Origin of the sequence: Ottowia sp. oral taxon 894 (assembly GCF_001262075.1) — a bacterium.
GTDB classification, from domain to species: domain Bacteria; phylum Pseudomonadota; class Gammaproteobacteria; order Burkholderiales; family Burkholderiaceae_C; genus Ottowia; species Ottowia massiliensis.
Genome location: NZ_CP012073.1, coordinates 2,730,643 through 2,748,327, shown reverse-complemented (window position 1 = coordinate 2,748,327; position 17,685 = coordinate 2,730,643). Strand labels below are relative to the sequence as shown.

Annotated in this window: 19 protein-coding genes; 12 read left to right on the top strand and 7 right to left on the bottom strand. The window is 62.8% G+C overall.

The window, feature by feature from the left end:
* The first annotated feature begins 21 nt into the window (after positions 1-21).
* Positions 22-1,035 (top strand): folate-binding protein YgfZ, encoded by a 1,014-nt coding sequence (locus tag ADJ79_RS12125; protein WP_082203303.1) that lies wholly within the window; start codon positions 22-24, stop codon positions 1,033-1,035.
* A gap of 210 nt (positions 1,036-1,245) precedes the next feature.
* Here the strand turns inward: ADJ79_RS12125 and ADJ79_RS12120 are convergent, their stop codons facing one another.
* The 6 genes from ADJ79_RS12120 to rpsP form a co-directional block, all read right to left on the bottom strand.
* Positions 1,246-1,758, bottom strand: coding sequence for a thermonuclease family protein (locus ADJ79_RS12120; protein WP_172674074.1), 513 nt, complete (start codon positions 1,756-1,758; stop codon positions 1,246-1,248).
* A gap of 638 nt (positions 1,759-2,396) precedes the next feature.
* Positions 2,397-3,881 carry a S41 family peptidase gene (locus ADJ79_RS12115; protein WP_156304208.1) on the bottom strand — a complete coding sequence of 495 codons (1,485 nt, stop codon included), beginning with the start codon at positions 3,879-3,881 and terminating at the stop codon, positions 2,397-2,399.
* Between the two features lie 92 nt (positions 3,882-3,973).
* Entirely contained in the window at positions 3,974-4,144 is a 171-nt protein-coding gene (locus tag ADJ79_RS14685) for a hypothetical protein (protein ID WP_156304207.1), read from the bottom strand.
* A 233-nt stretch (positions 4,145-4,377) separates the two neighbouring features.
* Positions 4,378-5,208: an IPTL-CTERM sorting domain-containing protein gene (locus tag ADJ79_RS12105; RefSeq protein ID WP_050716186.1), complete on the bottom strand. Its 831-nt coding sequence runs from the start codon at positions 5,206-5,208 to the stop codon at positions 4,378-4,380.
* 256 nt (positions 5,209-5,464) lie between these two features.
* Positions 5,465-6,040 carry a ribosome maturation factor RimM gene (gene rimM / locus ADJ79_RS12100; protein WP_172674073.1) on the bottom strand — a complete coding sequence of 192 codons (576 nt, stop codon included), beginning with the start codon at positions 6,038-6,040 and terminating at the stop codon, positions 5,465-5,467.
* Positions 6,041-6,057: 17 nt separating this feature from the next.
* On the bottom strand, positions 6,058-6,315 hold the full coding sequence (rpsP, locus tag ADJ79_RS12095; protein ID WP_050716185.1) for a 30S ribosomal protein S16: 258 nt from the start codon (positions 6,313-6,315) through the stop codon (positions 6,058-6,060).
* Positions 6,316-6,578: 263 nt separating this feature from the next.
* Here rpsP and ADJ79_RS12090 point away from each other — a divergent pair, with 263 nt between their 5' ends.
* From ADJ79_RS12090 to ADJ79_RS12075, 4 genes are all read left to right on the top strand, one after another.
* Entirely contained in the window at positions 6,579-6,992 is a 414-nt protein-coding gene (locus ADJ79_RS12090) for a gamma-butyrobetaine hydroxylase-like domain-containing protein (protein ID WP_050716184.1), read from the top strand.
* Positions 6,993-7,023: 31 nt separating this feature from the next.
* Positions 7,024-7,758, top strand: coding sequence for a bifunctional demethylmenaquinone methyltransferase/2-methoxy-6-polyprenyl-1,4-benzoquinol methylase UbiE (gene ubiE, locus ADJ79_RS12085; protein ID WP_050716183.1), 735 nt, complete (start codon positions 7,024-7,026; stop codon positions 7,756-7,758).
* 122 nt (positions 7,759-7,880) lie between these two features.
* Entirely contained in the window at positions 7,881-8,567 is a 687-nt protein-coding gene (gene radC / locus ADJ79_RS12080) for a DNA repair protein RadC (protein WP_050716182.1), read from the top strand.
* Between the two features lie 9 nt (positions 8,568-8,576).
* Positions 8,577-9,230: a Smr/MutS family protein gene (locus ADJ79_RS12075; protein ID WP_050716181.1), complete on the top strand. Its 654-nt coding sequence runs from the start codon at positions 8,577-8,579 to the stop codon at positions 9,228-9,230.
* A gap of 438 nt (positions 9,231-9,668) precedes the next feature.
* On the opposite strand, the gene ADJ79_RS12070 is transcribed toward ADJ79_RS12075, so the two are convergent.
* Entirely contained in the window at positions 9,669-10,442 is a 774-nt protein-coding gene (locus tag ADJ79_RS12070; protein WP_050716180.1) for a DNA alkylation repair protein, read from the bottom strand.
* 1,183 nt (positions 10,443-11,625) lie between these two features.
* Between ADJ79_RS12070 and ADJ79_RS12065 the strand changes: the two genes are divergently transcribed.
* The 7 genes from ADJ79_RS12065 (at position 11,626) to ADJ79_RS14675 (ending at position 17,373) form a co-directional block, all read left to right on the top strand.
* Positions 11,626-12,312, top strand: coding sequence for a hypothetical protein (locus tag ADJ79_RS12065; RefSeq protein ID WP_050716179.1), 687 nt, complete (start codon positions 11,626-11,628; stop codon positions 12,310-12,312).
* Positions 12,313-12,334: 22 nt separating this feature from the next.
* A complete protein-coding gene (locus ADJ79_RS12060; RefSeq protein WP_050716178.1) occupies positions 12,335-12,874 on the top strand; it encodes an ATP/GTP-binding protein in 540 nt (179 codons plus the stop codon).
* Between the two features lie 5 nt (positions 12,875-12,879).
* Positions 12,880-13,122 carry a hypothetical protein gene (locus ADJ79_RS12055; RefSeq protein ID WP_050716177.1) on the top strand — a complete coding sequence of 81 codons (243 nt, stop codon included), beginning with the start codon at positions 12,880-12,882 and terminating at the stop codon, positions 13,120-13,122.
* A complete protein-coding gene (locus ADJ79_RS14680; protein ID WP_156304206.1) occupies positions 13,080-13,274 on the top strand; it encodes a hypothetical protein in 195 nt (64 codons plus the stop codon). The genes ADJ79_RS12055 and ADJ79_RS14680 overlap by 43 nt, the downstream gene beginning before the upstream one ends.
* 97 nt (positions 13,275-13,371) lie before the next feature.
* Positions 13,372-13,731, top strand: coding sequence for a hypothetical protein (locus tag ADJ79_RS12050; RefSeq protein ID WP_050716176.1), 360 nt, complete (start codon positions 13,372-13,374; stop codon positions 13,729-13,731).
* A 549-nt stretch (positions 13,732-14,280) separates the two neighbouring features.
* Complete coding sequence (locus ADJ79_RS12045; RefSeq protein WP_050716175.1) at positions 14,281-16,245, top strand: ABC-F family ATP-binding cassette domain-containing protein; 1,965 nt, start codon at positions 14,281-14,283, stop codon at positions 16,243-16,245.
* Positions 16,246-16,287: 42 nt separating this feature from the next.
* The gene (locus ADJ79_RS14675) at positions 16,288-17,373 is read left to right on the top strand and encodes a hypothetical protein (protein ID WP_156304205.1); all 1,086 of its coding nucleotides are present in this window, start codon (positions 16,288-16,290) and stop codon (positions 17,371-17,373) included.
* Positions 17,374-17,685: the final 312 nt, after the last annotated feature.

Below are 17,685 nucleotides of genomic sequence, written 5' to 3'. Positions count from 1 at the left end.
CGGGCCATGATAATTCAGCGCATGACCGCCCCTGCCCCCCAGATTCCCTCTGCGCCGCCCGCCCGCCTGGCCCCGTTTTTCGCTTTTTCCGCCGAAGGCGCTTGCCCCCTGCCCATGCTCGGCGTGCTGCGCGCCAGCGGCGAAGACGCCGCCAAATTCCTGCAAGCGCAACTCACGCAAGACGTGCTTGAAATGCGCCCCGGCGGCCCCGCCCGCCTGGCTGCCTTCTGCACCCCGAAGGGGCGCATGAGCGCCAGCTTCATCATCACCCGCCCCGCCGAAAACGAATTCCTGCTGGTCTGCTCGCGCGAACTCATCGCGGGCCTGGTCAAGCGCCTGTCGCTGTTCGTGATGCGCGCCAAGGTGAAGATCACCGACGCCAGCAGCGCCATCGCCTGCCACGGCCTGATTGGCGCGGCCGCCATCGCCGCCGCCCAAACAACGATTCAGGCTGCCGCGCCTGCCGATGCGGCTTCGCCCGAAGGCCAGACGGCAAGCGGCCTGCCGCCCTTGCCCCAGCTGGCCGAGCTGCCCCCTGCGTGCGGCCTGCCCCGCGCCCTCTGGCTGGCCCCCGCTGGCGCGAGCGCCCCGGCTGCCTCAGCCCTGTCTGAAAACGACTGGCTGGCCGCCGAAGTGCTGGCGGGCGTGGCCCGCATCACCAGCGCCACGGCAGGCGCTTTCGTGCCGCAAATGCTCAATTACGAAAGCGTGGGCGGCGTGCACTTTCACAAAGGCTGCTACCCGGGGCAGGAAGTGGTGGCCCGCAGCCAGTTTCGCGGCGTCATCAAGCGCCGCGCCTTCGTCGCCCATTGCGCCGCCGCCGTGCAGACAGGGCAGGAAATCTTCGTCGGCAGCGACGATCAGCCCGCCGGCCTGATCGCCCTGGCCGCTGCCGCGCCTGGCGGCGGCAGCCTCGTCATCACGGGCCTGCAAATCGCCGCCGCCCTGGGCAGCGAGCCGCTGCACGCCGGCAGCCCCGGCGGCCCCCGGCTTGAGGGCCTGCACATTCCCTATGAGCTGGCGCACGATATTTGATTGAGGGAAGGGAGCCAGCCCCAGCCAGCCCATGAGCAGCCGCAGGCGCACCTGAACGGATAAAACCGCGCCTTCGGGTTGGCCCCGCCAGCCAGAACGCATTAAAAGAGGAGCAAATCCAAAGGGGTTGGAATGCCTCTCTGCGCAGTTTCCACTAGGACGCAGCGCTATGGATTAAGGAGCGAAATTGCTAAACGCCCGGTTTTGGTTTTATTGACGTTCGGCCCGCGTGCAAGGTCCATGGAGGCGTCTGAAATCGGCAGGGCGCTCGGGTTCAGCGGCGTGAGCGAAAACACCCTGGCGCGCTTGGCGGGCGGCGGCTTCTTGCTCGGCATAGGGGCCTCGGCCTCGTCCATAAGACCAGGCCCAGCCTTGGCGCGCCATGCGGGCGGCCACGTCTTCACCGCCTTTGTCGCGCAGGCGCACGGTGGCAAGCGAGCGGCCCCAGCCATCGCGCGCATGGGTTTGCACGCTCACGCGCTGGTTCAGCGCCAGGGCGATGAGCGCCTGCCGTGCTTGCGCGCCACCGCTTTGGCAGCTTTCGGGCGCATCTACGCCTTGCAGGCGCAGCTTTCGAGCGCGTCCGCCCGCATCGGGGCGCACCCAGAGCGTGTCGCCATCCGTCACCCACGTGACCGTGCCTTGCCAGACATCGGCTCGGGCGCAAGTGGCAGCCAGCAGCAGAAAGGCAGCGGCAAGAAAGCGAGGGAGAGAAAAAGGCAAGAGGAAAGGGCGCGGCAAAAGCATCATGGCGTGAAGCGGGCAATGAAAACATGCGCTGCGAACAACGCCCCCGCATTGTCTGAGGCCATGAGGCGCTTGCGCCCTTTGACTCATATCCGCGCCGCCCCTTTTGAAACGCTCTTCAAGAGCCTGTTCGCAATCTGTCCGTGGGCGCAAACAGCGCGGACTCGGGTGGGCTGCGGCGTTGCAAACGCCTCGCCGGGCTGCAAGACCCGCCTGCGGTTTGCGCCTGACAGTTCATCCCGGTTCCCGATCTTGTGCTCCTCACGGCCAGATCATGAACAGGTTCTAACCACTCGCCACGCTCCGCCACGCAGACAGTGGCCTTCAGACTGGCTCCTTCTGCATCAGAAACAGAAGCAAATTTGAGGGGGATCAAAATGCCGTTTCCGCTGGTTTTACCAGGACATCTTGCTATTGATACAGAAGCAAGAAAACGCCCTGCCCTCTTTGCCCTGTGCAGTCCGGCCTCGTGCATCGCTCCCTTCGTTTAGTGCGGAATCCACAGTCATCGCGGCAAGTGCGTCAGCGGCAGGTAAAAAAAAGCGGGCGCATGCTGCGCCCGCGTGTCACTTTTCAGGCGGCCCGGAATCTGCGGCGGGCCGCCGTTTGCTGCTTCAGCGCCGCAAATCGGCTGGCAGCAGGCGCACGCCAGGCAGCTCGGGCCGCTGGAAGTCCATGTCGATGCCGCCTGCCGCAGCTTGCGGCAGCGGCTCTTGTGCGGCTTCGGCAGATTTGGCCGGGCAGCTTCCGGTCTGAATGTGGTGCAGCGCGGCGGCCAGCAGGCCCTCTGCCGCGTCGCCCCGCTCATGGCTCAGGTCATCCGCCACGGCGCAGGTGGGCGCAAAGCCGTCGGTGTAGCCGCCATAGCCCACTTCGTTGGCCATTTCGACTTCGATGGCGGCGATGGCCTTGCCGCAGTTCTTGCGTTCAATGAAGCCATAGGGCTTGCCACAGGTGGTGGAGCCGATGAGCACCACTTCCACGCCAGCGCCGCGCAGGCCGTTGATGGTGGCTTCGCTGGCCGAACACGTCCAGCCCGTGGCCAGCACGTACACGCGCGGCAGGCTCAGCTGCGGCAGGGCGCTGCCAACAGCGTGAGTGCCGCCATCCGAATTGGCACCCACTTGGGTGGTGAAGGGCACCACGCCCTGACGCGTGGCTTCCTGGCGCTTGTCGTTGTATTTCATGCGCACGAATGCCTTGCCTTGCACGCGGCTGCCGCCCAGCATGGAAGCCAGCGACCAGGCCTGATACATCCACCCGCCGCCGTTGTAGCGCAGATCCAGCACCACGTCGCTGATGCCTTGCCGCTGCAAGGCCGCGAGGGTGTCGATGAGGCGGTCCTGCCCGTTGTCAATCTCATAGGTGTTGAACTGCACGTAGCCCACCTGGCGGCCGCCCGCCTGCACCACTTTGGATAGCGGCAGCGGATCTTCCACAACGTTTGCGGCGCGCAGCGTGATTTCGCGCTCGGCAGACGTTGGCGTATCGCGCACGGTGAAAGTCACGCTCGCTCCTGTGGGCGGCCTGTACCAGGAAAGGTAAGTGGCCGCCAGCACGTTCACCAGCTGCGCCCCACGCTTGAGGCCCGCGCGCTCGGCAGGCGAATCTTTGAGCACGTAGGCCACGCGCCGGGGCTGGCTCTCCGTCCAGTACACGCCGTAAGAAGGGCCGGAAGGAGAGCGCTTTTCGTTATCTTGCAGCGTGCGGATGTAGCTGAAGCGGTCCTTGGGCTTGCCGCTGTGGTCAAGCGTTGCGATTCGCAGGCTGTTGAAATAGTCTTCCACCGTGCCGGTGACGTTGGCAGCGCTGTCACGGATTTCGCTGTACCACAGATAAATCTCGTCCATGTGCGAGCGGATGAACCGGCGCTCGCCGTCGGCCGTGCATACGTTGGCCAAGGTTTCGGAGGGCGGAAATTGCTGCGTGCCAGGCGTCGGCGTTGTCGTGGGGGTTGGCGTCGGCGTAGGCCTTGGCGTTGGTGTTGGCCTTGGTGTAGGCGTGGATGTAGGGCCTGGCGCGGGGGCGTCGCCATCGCCGCCGCCACAGGCGGCCAGCGCCAAAGCCAGCACCAGCGGGCTTGCGAATCGCAATTGCATCTTTTTCTCCTTGAGTGCAAAAAAACGACTTTAACGGCAGATTTGCCGCTTTTCATGCCAAATGCATTGATTTCACCAAGATTTGCAAATCATCAATCATCGTTACGAGGCGCCCTCACACTCGCCGCGCCAAGCCAGGCGTGCAGGCCATGCCAAGCAGCCCAGGCATAAGGCGGCATCGCCATCACCGCGCTTAGCTGCAAAATCGCCAAATAAGTGAAATCGCTCAGACACGTGATGACAAGAAAGGTCTGCGCGCGCATGCTGGTCAGTCGTTCTCATGCGCCAGACTGCGCGGAGCTGATCCGTTGCGCTACGGCTCTGTAGAGGATTTCACCGATCAGCATCAACCACGACACCAGCAGCTCCACGCTAAAAACCCGCTCCCGGCCGCTGGCGCAAAAGCTCGCGCTCTCTGCCCCAAAGCCCGGTTCCGGGCAAAAAAATGCCCCGGCCAAAGGCGCGGGGCACAAGCAGAAAAACAGAGACGCAGACTTCACGCGCGCTTTTTGCGCCGCCGCCAGGCTGCCGCACCGCCCAGCAGGCCGCCGAGCAGGCCCAGACTCCAGCCCTCCAGCGTGGGAACAGGGGTGGCGGTAGCGGCTGGTGTGGAAATCCGGTCGCATTGAGACTGCGTAGCAGACTGCACGCCCAGCCATATTGCGCCGCCCCCCGTGTCGTAAACAGCAAAAGCCAGTTCGTTTTCACCGGCTTTCCATTGCTCATCAGCCGTGGCGCCGCCGCCAAGAGTGATTGCGCCGCTGGGCAGCGAGGCGTGTATGCGCTTGCCATTCAGATAGATACCGCGCACATGGTCATCCGCCCGCACGGCGCCGGCTGGCAATTGCAGCTTGTAAGTCGCGGGGTTTACGCTGGCATCCAGTCTGAAGCGGTAACGGAGGTAGTACAGGTGGTTGGCAGGCAACTGCGGTTGGGCAGCGGGCGGATAACTGCCGACGTAAATGCCGGGATAGTTCAGATACTGAGGCAACCCCAAGGTTTGGTAACGATCCATTTCATGCCCGGTGAAAAAGGCCCAGCTCATTGAAGACGGCAAGGGGTCAGGCCCAGGTGTCACTCCGGCAAAAGAGGTTGTTACCCGCTCCCAGCGCGGCTGGTTGCCACGGTCGGGATCCGTAGGGCTGCTGTTTTTGGCCAGAGTGTTGAGCTGGTTTTCCACTGTGTCCGCATTGGCGGGCCGGTTGGCGTCGCAATAAAAAGTGGGCGGCGTGCCAGGGGGCGTGATGGCGCTGGCTGGCGCTGCGACGAACAGACCGGCTAGCGCGCCCAGCGCCAGGGCGGTCTGGCATGGAATTCGGTGTTTCATGTCAATCTCCTGAAGCAAATAAAAAACAAGAGGGAATCTTACCTACGTTTACCTATGTTGATCGAGCCGCAAACGCAAGTCGCGCCGCCGTTTCCCCAAAATGTTTCTCAAAACCTGTTCATGATTTGGCCGTGAGGGCGCAAGTGTGTGGATCGGAATAAGCGGCAAAGCGCAAACAGCTCTTGCGACCCAGCGAGAATTTGCAGCGCCCACGAGCGCCCCAAGCCGCTTCCACGGACAGATTGCAAACAGGCTCTCAATAGTCCGGCTGCCAATCCACGGTGATGCGGCCTGCTGCCAGGTCCACCTCGTCCACATAGGCGGAGACGAAAGGAATCAGGCGCTCTTGCGGTTTGCCGTCTGCGCCCTCAAAGGCCAGCGCCAGCGTGGTTTGCGGCCCGGCAGGCAGCAGCTCGCGCACCTGGCCCAGCGGCACGCCTTCGCGGTTGAAAACGGCCAGCCCGATCAGATCAACCCAGTAGTACTCGCCCTCGGCAGGCGTGGGAAAGGATGAGCGGGCAATGAAAATGCGCGCGCCCTTGAGCAAATCGGCGGCATCGCGGTCATCCACGCCCTGCGCGCTGGCCACCACGGCATCGCCATGCGCCTTGACTTGCCGCACGGGCAGGCGCTGCGGGCCGTCGAAATGGCGCGCGCCGCGCGCGGGCGGCAGCAAAAACCAGCGTTTGGATGAAAAAAGCGCCTCTGGCGAGGCGCTGTAGGGCTGGACCTTGAACCAGCCTTTGATGCCCCAGGCGTCCTGCACGCGGCCCACTTCCACCGCGTCATCAGGCAGCTCGGCTGCTTGCAGGGGCCAGGTGGCGCCAGGCACGGCTTGCAGGCCTGTGCTCAGGCGGCGGGCTGGGCCTTGGCAGCCTGGCGGGCCAGGCGCTCGACGGTGGGAGAAGCCTGCGCGCCCACGCTCTTCCAGTACGTCAGGCGGTCTTGCGCTAGACGCAAGCCCTCTTCGCCTTCAACGGCGCGGGGGTTGTAAAAGCCAATGCGCTCGATGAAGCGGCCATCGCGGCGCACGCGCTTGTCAGCCACGACGATGCTGTAGAAGGGGCGGGCCTTGGAGCCACCACGGGAAAGACGGATAACGACCATTGAAAATTTGCCTTGAAAAGGTGTTGCGGCGCGCGGCCCGTAGGGTCATTGGGCCAGGCTCCGCGAAGGGACTTCTCCGGCCCGCGAGACACACGACATGACCACCCGGCCAGCGGCGAACCGAAAAACGGCGGATTATATGAGGCGCGCTTCTCCTTCGCGCGGGCTGCTGCCATCGCGGCGCAGTCACAATCCGGGCTTTTGCTTTTGCCCTTCGCTTCAGGCTTTCGCGCCTCTCCCCCTTCTTTTCTTTCACATCCGCCATGCAGCGCGACTACGCTCCCGCACCGCCTCCGCAAGACATCACCGTCCACACCGCCTCCCGCGTGCTGGAGTTGCGCTACGCCAGCGGCCAGACGCTGCGCATCCCCTTTGAGCTGCTGCGCGTGTATTCGCCTTCGGCGCAAGTCAAGGGCCACGGGCCGGGGCAGGAAGTGCTGCAAACCGGCAAGCGCGACGTGCTCGTCACCGGCATGGCCCCCGTGGGCCACTACGCCATCCAGCCCACGTTTTCAGACGGGCACGACAGCGGCATCTACACCTGGGACTACCTCTACTTTCTTGGCTCGCGCCAGCAGGCGCTGTGGCAGGAATACGAGCAGCGCCTGGCCGCCGCTGGCGCGCACCGCGACGACGCCATGCCCGAAACAGCGGGCCGCAGCTGCGGCAGCCACTGAAATTCCTCTTCACTCAAACAGAAAGCCCCTCATGGCCAGCACCCATTTCGGTTACGAATCCGTTGATGAAGCCGACAAGGCCCGCCGCGTGCGCGGCGTCTTTGACTCCGTCGCCAGCAAATACGACCTCATGAACGACCTCATGTCCGGCGGCCTGCACCGGCTCTGGAAGGCTTACGCCGTCATGGTGGCCAATGTGCAGCCCGGCCAGCGCGTGCTCGATATTGCAGGCGGCACGGGCGATCTGGCGCGCGCCTTCGCCAAAAAGGCGGGTGATGGCGGGCAAGTCGTGCTCACCGACATCAACGAAGCCATGCTCCGCACGGGGCGCGACCGCCTGCTCGACACCGGCCTGGCCCTGCCCACCGTGGCGTGCGACGCCGAAGCGCTGCCTTTTGCCAGCGGCCAGTTCGACCTCGTCAGCGTCGCTTTCGGGCTGCGCAACATGACGCACAAAGACCGCGCCCTGCGCGAAATGGCCCGCGTGCTCAAACCCGGCGGACGGCTGCTCGTGCTGGAGTTCTCGCAAGTGGCCCCGCCGCTGCGCAAGCTCTATGACCTGTACTCCTTCAACGTGCTGCCCCGCCTGGGCAAGCTCGTCACGGGCGACGAAGCCAGCTACCGCTACCTGGCCGAATCCATCCGCATGCACCCCGCGCAAGAAGAACTCAAATCGCTCATGAAGGAATGCGGCTTCGGCCACGTGGACTACCACAACATGACCGGCGGCGTGGTGGCCCTGCACGTGGGCGTCAAGTGCGAATAAGCCTGTCTTTTTGCTCCTGAACTCATAGCATGAGGTCCTGGTCGAAACTGCGCGAAAGCCATTTTTGACCCCCTTGAATTTGCTCCGCTTTTTAATGCTGGAGCCGGGAGCTATTCGCCGCCATGTCGCTCAAAAGCCTGCCCCCTGACGCCCGCCCGCGCGAAAAGCTCCTGGCGCGCGGCCCCGCCGCCCTGGGCGACGCCGAGCTGCTCGCCATCTTGCTGCGCACCGGCACCGCCGGGCGCGGCGTGCTGCAAATGGCGCAGGAAGTGCTCAGCGCCTTTGGCGGCCTGCACGGCCTGCTTCAGGCCAGCGGCGAAGACCTGCGGCGCATCAAGGGCCTGGGCGGCAGCGCCAAGCGCGCCGAACTGCTGGCCGTGCTGGAGCTGGCCCGCCGCGCCCTGGCCGGGCAGTTGCGCCAGCGCCCCGTGTTGCAAAACCCCGCCACCGTGCGCGACTACCTCCAGCTGCACCTGGCCAGCCGCCCGCAAGAAATCTTCGCCGTGCTGTTTCTTGATGCGCAACTGCACCTCATCGCCTTTGAAGAAATGTTCCAGGGCACGCTCACGCGCAGCAGCGTCTATCCGCGCGAAGTCGTGCGCCGCGCCCTGCACCACAACGCCGACGCGCTCATCCTCGCCCACAACCACCCCAGCGGCCACGTGCAGCCTTCGGCGGCAGACGAAGCCATCACCCGCGAACTCACGGCCGCCCTGGGCCTGATCGACGTGCGCGTGATCGACCACTGGATCGTCGGCCCCGGCGGCGCGGCCTGCTCCCTGGCCGAGCGCGGCTTTTTTCTGGCCTGAAAGCCCGGCATGAAAGCCCGCAGCCTGAAAGAGCTGAAAAAACTGCGCCAGCAATTTGCCGCCGCCCAGGCACAGGCAGCGAAAGAAGCGCAAGCAGCCCAAACGCGCCAGCAGGCCCAGGCCCGCCAGCGGCAAAGCGACCACGCCCTTTTCTTGCGCGCCATCGGCGCCGTGCAGCCGCTCAAAGCCAGCGCCCGGCATGAAACAGCCGGCCAGGCCGCGCGCCCCGCCCCGCTGCCCCGCCAGCGCCAGCAAGACGAGCGCGCCGCCCTGCGCGAAACCCTGTCCGACGAATTCGACGCCAGCACCCTGCTGCACGTGGACGAACACCTGAGCTACTTGCGAGCCGGCATCGGCCCCGACGTGCCCGCCCGCCTGCGCCGTGGCCAATGGGCCGTGCAGCGCCAGATCGACCTGCACGGCCTGCGCGTGGACCAGGCCCGCCAGGCGCTGGCCGCCTTCATCGCCGCCGCCTGCCGCAGCGGCGTGCGCTGCGTGCGCGTGGTGCATGGCAAAGGCCACGGCTCGCCCGGCAAAACCTCCGTGCTGCGCGCAAAGGTGCCCGGCTGGCTCATTCAAAAGCATGAAGTGCTCGCCTTCGTGCAGGCCCGCCCGCCTGACGGCGGCGCAGGCGCGCTGCTGGTGCTGCTGCGCGCGGCGTGATAGACGCCGCCCGCGCAACCCGCGCGCAGGCGCAGGCGCAGGCCATGATGAATCCACTCCGCCATTTCGCTCCTTTATCAATAGCATGAGGTCCTAGTGGAAATTGCGCTGAACGGTATTTTCAGCCCATCAAATTTGCTCCTGTTTCTGACATTCGTCCTGTAGCCGCCCGCCAGCGCTGTCCCCCGGGGCGCTAGCTGGGCTGCACTAGGGCCCTGTTGAGAATTACCAAGACTGAATCACACGCTTGTCCGTGCTTCTTCACCCTGCTTCGCCAGGCTTGCCCAGGCAGTGCGGGGCCATCAGTGCCCACTGCTTGTCGCTCATGCTCTTTTTTCCATGGCGGGATTGCTGCACAAGAGCAGGATTCTCAAAAGGCCCAAGGACATAGGGCTGGCCCAGAAAATGAGCGCAGCGGATCGCGCTATGAACAGGCTCCTACTTCAGACTGCGCGTGGCGCGCTGGCAGATGCGGCGGGTGGCAGCGGCGTCGCTCGACTCCAGCCACTGGGCGCAAAGGGCGCGCACCCAGGCGGGCTGGTCTTTGGCTGCATCGTTGAGCCAGTTGCTGACGGAATCCTGCACGTAGGCGCTGGGGTCGGCGCGCAGGGGCGCAAGCAAAGGCAGAGCGCGGGCCGGGTCGGCCTTGAGTGCGGCAATGTGCGCGCACCACACGCCGCGCGGGCGCAGGGCTTCGCTGGCAAAGCGGCGCAGGCGCTCGGAAGGGCTGGCAGTCCATTTGGCCAGCAGGGCAATGGCCGCGTCCAGCTCGCGGGCGAGGTGGGGGCGCTGCGCCAGCCAGGCCCATTCGCGCACGCCAAAGTGCAGGTCATCGGCCAGGGAGCGTGTGGCTTGCAGGCGCTCGCGCAGCGGCAGCTCTTGCGCACCGATGGCAAAGCAGGCCCAGCCGCGCACGGTGTCGCTGGCGTGCGCCTGGCAGGCAGAGACGGCGCCGGGGCCTAGCGCTTGCAGCAGCAACGCGCCCATGCGCGCCATGCGCGCGGCAATGCCCAGCTGGCAGGCGGCGCGCGCCTGTTCATCAATGGCGGCGGGCAAGCCGGGAAAGGCGGCGCGCAACAGGCGGGCCTGGTCGATGGCCAGAATTTCAGGCAGCGTGGCACTGGCGATGTGGCCTTCATTGAGGGCTGCGAGCGTTTCCGGCGGCAGATCGGCGGCGCGGCGTGCGCCTTTGCGGGGAGCGGGAGCAGTCATGGCTGGGTCAGAAAGTGTTCAGGCAGCTAGCTTATCCAGCGGGCTGACCAAGTGTTGGCGCTTGTCTGGCATGCGTGGAGCGGCACAAGAGGCGATCCAGCGGCTGTGCTCGTCAAAAACCGCCTGGCCAACATGCACCTCCTATGGAGCGGAATCAATGCGCTGGACGCGGTGGCCGCTGCTATCGGCTTGGCGTTCGATAAGGGCCTGCGCTCCAAGGCAACCAGCAGACCGGTGACAGGGGCGCAGCTCACGCCCGCTTGTTCGGCCAGTTGGTGCAGGACAGCCCTTCTGGCGGCGTGCATTTAACAGAAAAACAGCATGAAGCCCCCCTTCGGAGAGGCCGCACGCCCAGCCGTGTGGCGCGGCCGCTCTTCAGCACGGCGGCCAGCGCAAACACTTGCAGGACAAGCTCTTAAAGGGCATTCCTGCCATGCCCCAGCCTCTCGCCGCAGTCGGATCAGCACCATGCGGCACAGCCAGCAATGAAGCGCTGCCCGCAGTCCGGCCTGCTGAATCACACCAGAAACAAGAGCGAATTAAAGGGTATCGAAATGCCATTCTGCGCAGATTCCACTAGGACACCATGCTATGGATAGCAGAGCAAAAACGCAGTGCTTGCACCCTGTCCATTCGTTGCCTGCGCCCTGCTCCTCGTGCTGGCCGGAGTGTGAACGGCTCGCAAGAAACGAAAGCCAGCCAGCGCGCAGCAAACCCGCGCGCCATTTTTCGCGGATGCCCATGAACAAAAGGCACAAAAGGCGGCTTCGCAAGCGGTCAGCGCGCTTGCTGATCGCGTTTTCTGGCTGCGTTTCCCGGCCACGGGCAGGCTCCAGACTGCGCCGTTTTTCACGGAATCGGGCAGCAAGCGCGCCACTTCCCTACCCAAGGGCCACTCTTTGAGGCATCATGCAAATACGCTTTTTCATGGTTTGAATTTCGTGCCCGTGCAAAGCCGCCGAGCCTGTTCGCCGCCTGGCCGCAAGAGACGAAAAAGCGAACTGCAATGAAGTGGCACGCCCAAGCCCCAAACAAGCCTGCTTTTGCGCTTTTCCGCCTGGCGGAAATGGGCCTTGCGCCATAAACCGCCCGCGCCCGCTTCTTCGCGCCACGGACGGAATATGAACAGGTTCCGGAAAGACAAAAAACGCATCAACCGCCTTGATGCCCCCGCATCATCACCATGACCGATTCCATTCCTGCCGACACGCCCACCCTGCGGCTGGGCGTCTACAAGCTGCCCGCAGCCGAGACGGCACTGGTACAGACCCTGCTGCGCCTTTACGCCTCCAGCGGCGCGTGCCGCTGGATTTACGCCAGCGCCCCGCCCTACGATGCCCTGCTGGCTGATGGCTCCACGCCCGAAGGCCAGAGCCATGAACTGGATGGCATGGCCACCGTCGTGCTGCGCCTGACGCGCAAGAGCGAAAACACCTCGCACGAACTGCTGGAGCGCCCCATTCGCCCCGACCGCTTCCAGCAATGGCTACAGAGCGTAGAGCGCGATTTGCGGCGGACCGCTGCGCCGCCCGGCTCCGCCAGCGGCGTACGCTTTCGCCTGCTGCGCTGGCCGCCCGCCGCCATGCTGCACGACGACGCCGAGAACATTCGCTTGGCGACCCTGCTGTCGCGCCGCTATCTCAGCGCGCGGGAGCTGGCCGCCATCAGCCGCCAGCCTGAAGCGGCCTGCCTCGAATTCATCCAGGCGCTGCAATCCGCCCGGCTCCTCAGGGCCGAGGACAGCGCGGCGGCCCCCAGTCTGGTCCAGCCCGCCTCCAACGCGCCGCAGGCGCAACCCCAAACGCAAGCGCCCAAACGCTTCTTCAATATAGGTTTGATACAAAATATTAGGAAACGTCTTAATTTTTGATTGAAGGCAAAGAAGTGTTTCCATGAATGAATACAAAATTCTCTTCACTGGCACGATGGGTGCGGGCAAAACCACAGCCATTGGCGCAGTCAGCGAAACCCCGCCCGTCATCACCGACGTGCACAACAACGACGCCTCTCACGCCAAGGAGCGCACCACCGTCGGGCTGGATTTCGGGCAGCTGACGCTGGAAAACGGCGACCGCCTGCGCCTGTTCGGCACGCCCGGCCAGTCACGCTTTGACTTTCTCTGGAAAATCCTCTCGCAAAACGCCATTGGCATGATCTTGCTGGCTGACAACTCCCGCCCTGACCCGCTGGCCGACTTGCGCGTGTACCTGGAAGGCTTTGCCAATGAGCTGTCTGCCATGCCTTGCGTCATCGGCGTCGGGCGGCTGGACACCCACCCCGCCCCCAGCCTAGATGATTACGCCGAAGAACTTGCCCGCCGCCATCTCGTGCTGCCCGTGCTGCCCGTGGACGTGCGCCGCCGCCAGGACGTGACGCTGCTCATCGACACCCTGCTGTCCCAGCTCGAAGCCGACTTGATGGAAGAACACTGAAGAAAATGACCAACCGCATTCAACTTCCGCTCACCGTCCGCGTGCTGGCGGCCAAGCAGGCCGCCGCCTTTCTGGAAGACATCAGCGGCATGAACGCCGTGGTCGTCGCCACCGAAGACGGTTTCGACATTGCCTCCGCCATGAAAACAGGCGACGCCGCCCGCATCGCCGCCTTGGCCAGAGCTCCATTTCCGCCATCAGCGCCGTGGTTTCGCAAGAAGCCAGCCTGGGCGCAGACAAGTGCGTGACCATCGACACGCACGATGGCTTCGCCGTGGTCTACAGCGCGCCGCGCAAGGACGCACGCCTGGTCATCATCGCCATTGCCAGCGGCCAGGCCATCCTGGGCCAGGTTGCTTACCGCGCCAGCCAGTTCGCCAAAGACCTGGCGGATGCCTGACCCTCACTTTCCAAAGCAGACCCTGTGGCGAGCGCTGCGTGACGCCCTGGGCCGTTTCTTCCATCACGCACCCCCTGAAAAACAGAAGGAGATCAACATGGCCACCATCAAACAAAGCCTGGACGAGCTGATGAAGCTGGACGGCATTCTCTGCATCGCCGTCGTGGACTCCGGCAGCGGCATGCTGCTGGGTTCCGCCGGCGGCGGTATCAACATTGAGGTCGCCGCCGCCGCCAACACCGAAGTCGTGCGCGCCAAACTCAAGGCCATGCGCGCCCTGGGACTGAACGACAAGATCGAGGACATCCTCATCACCCTGGGCAAGCAATATCACATCCTGCGCCCCCTCTCTGCCAAGGAAGGCGTCTTCCTCTACGGCGTATTCGACCGCCAGCACGCCAACCTGGCGCTGGCCCGCCTCAAGGCGCAGGAAGTGGAAAAAGACCTGACGTTCTGAAAGCCAGCCCGCGATCTGGCTGCGAGGCCAACAGGGCTGAGAAAACTTCGGTTGCGCAACAGCCCACGCGCCCTTTGCACGCCCGCAGTCAGACTGTGCACGGGTGTTCCACGCGAGGGCAGCGCAGAAAGCAAAAAGGCTTTGCGCCCGCCCTGTCGCCTTTCTGTTTGCGTTCATAGCAGCTACGGGATGTGGGCGGATACCGCAAAGCCGCTTTCCTGAAGCACAGCCTCAGCTTTCCGCTCCTTGCTTGGCCTTAAAAAGAAATCACGGCACGAAGCGCGCCAGCTTGCAGCGCCTCCTGTGTTCTGCCAAGCTGGCCTGATGTGTGCGTTGAGAAACGCGCCATCCCCTGCAGGCGCCGGACGCATGCGCCGTAGGCGTTATCCGATCGGGAACCGCCCTGTCAAATTCAAGGAGTTCAGGCGTGGAGCCGTGCGGCGACTGTTGTCAAGCGGGGCAGAAGGCGCTGACTACCATCAGCGCCTTCTTTTTTTCGCGCGCAGGCAGGCTCTGCGCGTTCTGCTTTCGGCTTGTTTTTTTTCACACGTGATTTCTCTTCAAAACCTGACTTTGCGCCGTGGCGCCAAAGTGCTGCTCGACGGAGCCAGCGCCACCATTCACCCCGGCGAAAAAGTGGCCCTGGTGGGCCGCAACGGCGCGGGCAAATCCACCCTGTTTGCGCTGCTGGGCGGCGCGCTGCATGAAGACGGGGGCGACTTTTCCATGCCCGCCCACTGGCGCATCGCGCAAGTGGCGCAGCACATGCCCGAAACCGGCGAAGCGGCCACTGCCTTTGTGCTGGCGGGCGATGAACGCCTGACACGCCTGCGCGCCCAGCTGGCGCAAGCCGAAGCGGCGGGCGAAGGCATGGCCATCGCCCAGCTGCATGCCGATTTGCAAGACGCCGGCGCGCACGACGCCACGGCGCGCGCGCAGGCGCTCATCCTCGGGCTGGGCTTCAAACCCGGCCAATTGCAGCAGCCCGTCAACAGCTTTTCGGGCGGCTGGCGCATGCGGCTGCAACTGGCGCGCGCGCTCATGGCCCCGTCTGACTTGCTGCTGCTGGACGAGCCCACCAACCACCTGGACCTGGACGCGCTGGTGTGGCTGGAAGGATGGCTGGCGCGCTACGCCGGCACGCTCATCGTCATCAGCCACGACCGCGACTTTCTGGACGCCGTCACGCAAGCCACGCTGCACATCGAACACGGCCAGCTCACCCGCTACGGCGGCAGCTACAGCACCTTTGAAGAACTGCGCGCCCAGCAACTGGCCCTGCAACAAGCCGCCTGGGCCAAACAGCAGGAAAAGCGCGCGCACCTGCAAAAGTTCATCGACCGCTTCAAGGCCAAAGCCACCAAGGCGCGGCAGGCGCAAAGCCGCGTCAAGGCGCTGGAGCGCATGGAAAAAATCGCCCCCGTGCTGGCCGAAAGCGAATTGCAATTCAGCTTTCGCGAACCGCCCGCGCTGCCCAACCCCATGCTCGCCATCAAGGAAGCCGCCTTCGGCTACCGCAGCGATGCGGGCGACAAACTCATCTTGCAAGGCGTCAGCCGCACCGTGCTGGCAGGCCAGCGCATCGGCATCCTGGGCGCCAACGGGCAAGGCAAATCCACCTTCGTCAAAACCATCGCGCACCAGCTGCCCCTGCTGGCAGGGCGCGTCACCGAAGGCAAGGGCCTGGCCATCGGCTACTTCGCCCAGCAAGAGCTGGACGTGCTGCACCCGCAAAGCACGCCGCTGGAACACATGGTGCGCCTGGCGCGCGAAACCGGCCGCGAAAACGCCGAAGAAGCGCGCGAACAGCCGCTGCGCAACTTTCTGGGCGGCTTCAACTTCGCGGGCGACATGGCCGCGCAGCCCGTCGGCCAGTTCTCCGGCGGCGAAAAAGCGCGGCTGGTGCTGGCCATGCTGGTGTGGCAGCGCCCCAACCTGCTGCTGCTGGACGAACCCACCAACCACCTGGACCTGGCCACGCGCGAAGCCCTGGCCGTGGCCCTGAACAGCTTTGAAGGCACGCTCATGCTCGTCAGCCACGACCGCGCGCTCTTGCGCAGCGTGTGCGACGAGTTCTGGCTGGTCGCGCGCGGCCATGTGCAGCCGTTTGAAGGCGACTTGCGCGACTACCAGCGCTACCTGCTGGACGAAGCCAAACGCCAGCGCGAAGCTGCCGCCCAGGAAGCATCCGCCGCCGCCCCCAAAACCGGCCCGCTAACTGCCAACAGCGCCAACCCCGCCGAACAGCGCCGCCAGCAAGCCCGCCTGCGCGCCCAGCTGGCCGAAAAAACCAAACCGCTCAAACGCCAGCTGGCCGCCGCCGACGCGCGCATGGCCGCCATTGCCACACGCCGCACCGAACTCGAAACCCAACTGGCCACCCCGCAGCCGCCCGCCGCCATTGCCGACGCAGGCCGCGAACTCAAAGCCCTTGAAAATGAAATGGCCGCGCTGGAAGAGCAATGGCTTGAGCTTTCCACGCAAATTGAAGAAATTGAAAATGGGCAGGCGTGAATAATGCTTGCGTGATGGTTGATTTTTGAAAGGAGAGTTGAAATGAGAGATTCAGGAAAAACGGAAAGCTGGTTGCTCCAGAAGATAAAAGAGAATCCATTTCAGTTTTTGTGGCCATTGGGTCTCGCGTTCGGCGGAGCCATCCTGATTGGATTCTTCTTTCAGATGAGCTTCATGCCTGACATGAATTTCTCTGAAGCATCGGGCATTTTCATCGCGGCTACATTAATCGGTTTGGTGATTATTTTCCCTATTTTTTTGCCAATGGTGCCTGCGGTTTTGATACAGACATCCGAATTCGCGAGGAATAGATATAAGAATAACCGCCTCTTCATCTGGAATACATTATTATCATTCGAAACCCCTATGGCAATTGCTTATTGGTCAATTGACTATTTTTACATATGGATTGGATTTTGCATTATATGTTTTTTAATTTCTTGCGAAAGAGCAAGAAAAATATTCACTCGTGAAGTAAAAAATCTCCTGAGGAAAAATAAATCTGACCGAAAGAAAGTCAAATCCCTTTTTTTATTTCGAAAGACGATTTTTATCTTTGTTGATGCATTTATATGGTCCCTTTTTCCATTTATGTTATCCATATTATTTTTTAGATATGGAGGATTTGCGCAAAACATTGGGATGGATACTTTAATTCCATTTGCTGTCTGGGTTGCATTTACCTGCATGTTTACATACATTCTAATTATCTGCTTAGACGCGGATGATTTGCAACTCCAGTTATTTATTTTTATTTTGTATATCATATTATCTCTCGCGTTGACGGGAAGTGTAAAGCGACTCCCATCTGCAATCATCAGATCGCTAAGTTTAGGCGAAATGCAAAATGTCAGCGTTCTTCTGAAAGATGAAGGTTGTGAAATCTTCAATGCCCTCCCAATACCTGTCGGGCAAAATCCACTTTATTACAAACGTTGCCATAATAATATCGTTCGCTCCGTCCATCTAATATCCAGAATCGCCTCGCCCTATGTTTTCGAGGTGGAAGGAAGGGATAATCTGGCATGGAGAATCACCATCCCGAAGGAACAGGTTATTTCTTTGATGATTCCAGATCAACGAGGCGGTGACAAACGCAGCGGCGAACCCGCCCAAGGCTCTCGATGAGCATTCAGAAACCTGTGCTGGCGCGCCTGCGAGCCTTGTTGAAGGCGCTGGCTTCTGAATGACTTGCCAGCCCTTCATCCAGAAAGCGGCGGCCCGCTTCCGCTATGCCGCACGAAAGCGGGCCGCTGCTGTTCGAGTCGCAATAAAAACAGGAGCGAATTCAGGGGGCGTTAAATACCCTTCAGCGCACGATTCACTAGGACGTATTGCTATGCATAAAGGAGCGAAATAGCATGGCGTATCCAGCCTTGCCATTTCGCTTCTTGCATTTGCTGGCCCGTGTCTTGCGTTTCATCCGGGCCGGGCCTCTTA

Excerpts from the sequence above, each read along its gene's own strand:
- ADJ79_RS12105 (WP_050716186.1), bottom strand. The coding sequence starts at position 5,208 with ATGAAACACCGAATTCCATGCCAGACCGCCCTGGCGCTGGGCGCGCTA.
- ADJ79_RS12090 (WP_050716184.1), top strand. The coding sequence starts at position 6,579 with ATGCAGCGCGACTACGCTCCCGCACCGCCTCCGCAAGACATCACCGTC.
- radC (WP_050716182.1), top strand. The coding sequence starts at position 7,881 with ATGTCGCTCAAAAGCCTGCCCCCTGACGCCCGCCCGCGCGAAAAGCTC.
- ADJ79_RS12060 (WP_050716178.1), top strand. The coding sequence starts at position 12,335 with ATGAATGAATACAAAATTCTCTTCACTGGCACGATGGGTGCGGGCAAA.
- ADJ79_RS14675 (WP_156304205.1), top strand. The coding sequence starts at position 16,288 with ATGAGAGATTCAGGAAAAACGGAAAGCTGGTTGCTCCAGAAGATAAAA.
- ubiE (WP_050716183.1), top strand. The coding sequence starts at position 7,024 with ATGGCCAGCACCCATTTCGGTTACGAATCCGTTGATGAAGCCGACAAG.
- ADJ79_RS12065 (WP_050716179.1), top strand. The coding sequence starts at position 11,626 with ATGACCGATTCCATTCCTGCCGACACGCCCACCCTGCGGCTGGGCGTC.
- ADJ79_RS14685 (WP_156304207.1), bottom strand. The coding sequence starts at position 4,144 with ATGCGCGCGCAGACCTTTCTTGTCATCACGTGTCTGAGCGATTTCACT.
- ADJ79_RS12055 (WP_050716177.1), top strand. The coding sequence starts at position 12,880 with ATGACCAACCGCATTCAACTTCCGCTCACCGTCCGCGTGCTGGCGGCC.
- ADJ79_RS12050 (WP_050716176.1), top strand. The coding sequence starts at position 13,372 with ATGGCCACCATCAAACAAAGCCTGGACGAGCTGATGAAGCTGGACGGC.
- ADJ79_RS12075 (WP_050716181.1), top strand. The coding sequence starts at position 8,577 with ATGAAAGCCCGCAGCCTGAAAGAGCTGAAAAAACTGCGCCAGCAATTT.
- rpsP (WP_050716185.1), bottom strand. The coding sequence starts at position 6,315 with ATGGTCGTTATCCGTCTTTCCCGTGGTGGCTCCAAGGCCCGCCCCTTC.
- ADJ79_RS12070 (WP_050716180.1), bottom strand. The coding sequence starts at position 10,442 with ATGACTGCTCCCGCTCCCCGCAAAGGCGCACGCCGCGCCGCCGATCTG.
- ADJ79_RS12125 (WP_082203303.1), top strand. The coding sequence starts at position 22 with ATGACCGCCCCTGCCCCCCAGATTCCCTCTGCGCCGCCCGCCCGCCTG.
- ADJ79_RS12115 (WP_156304208.1), bottom strand. The coding sequence starts at position 3,881 with ATGCAATTGCGATTCGCAAGCCCGCTGGTGCTGGCTTTGGCGCTGGCC.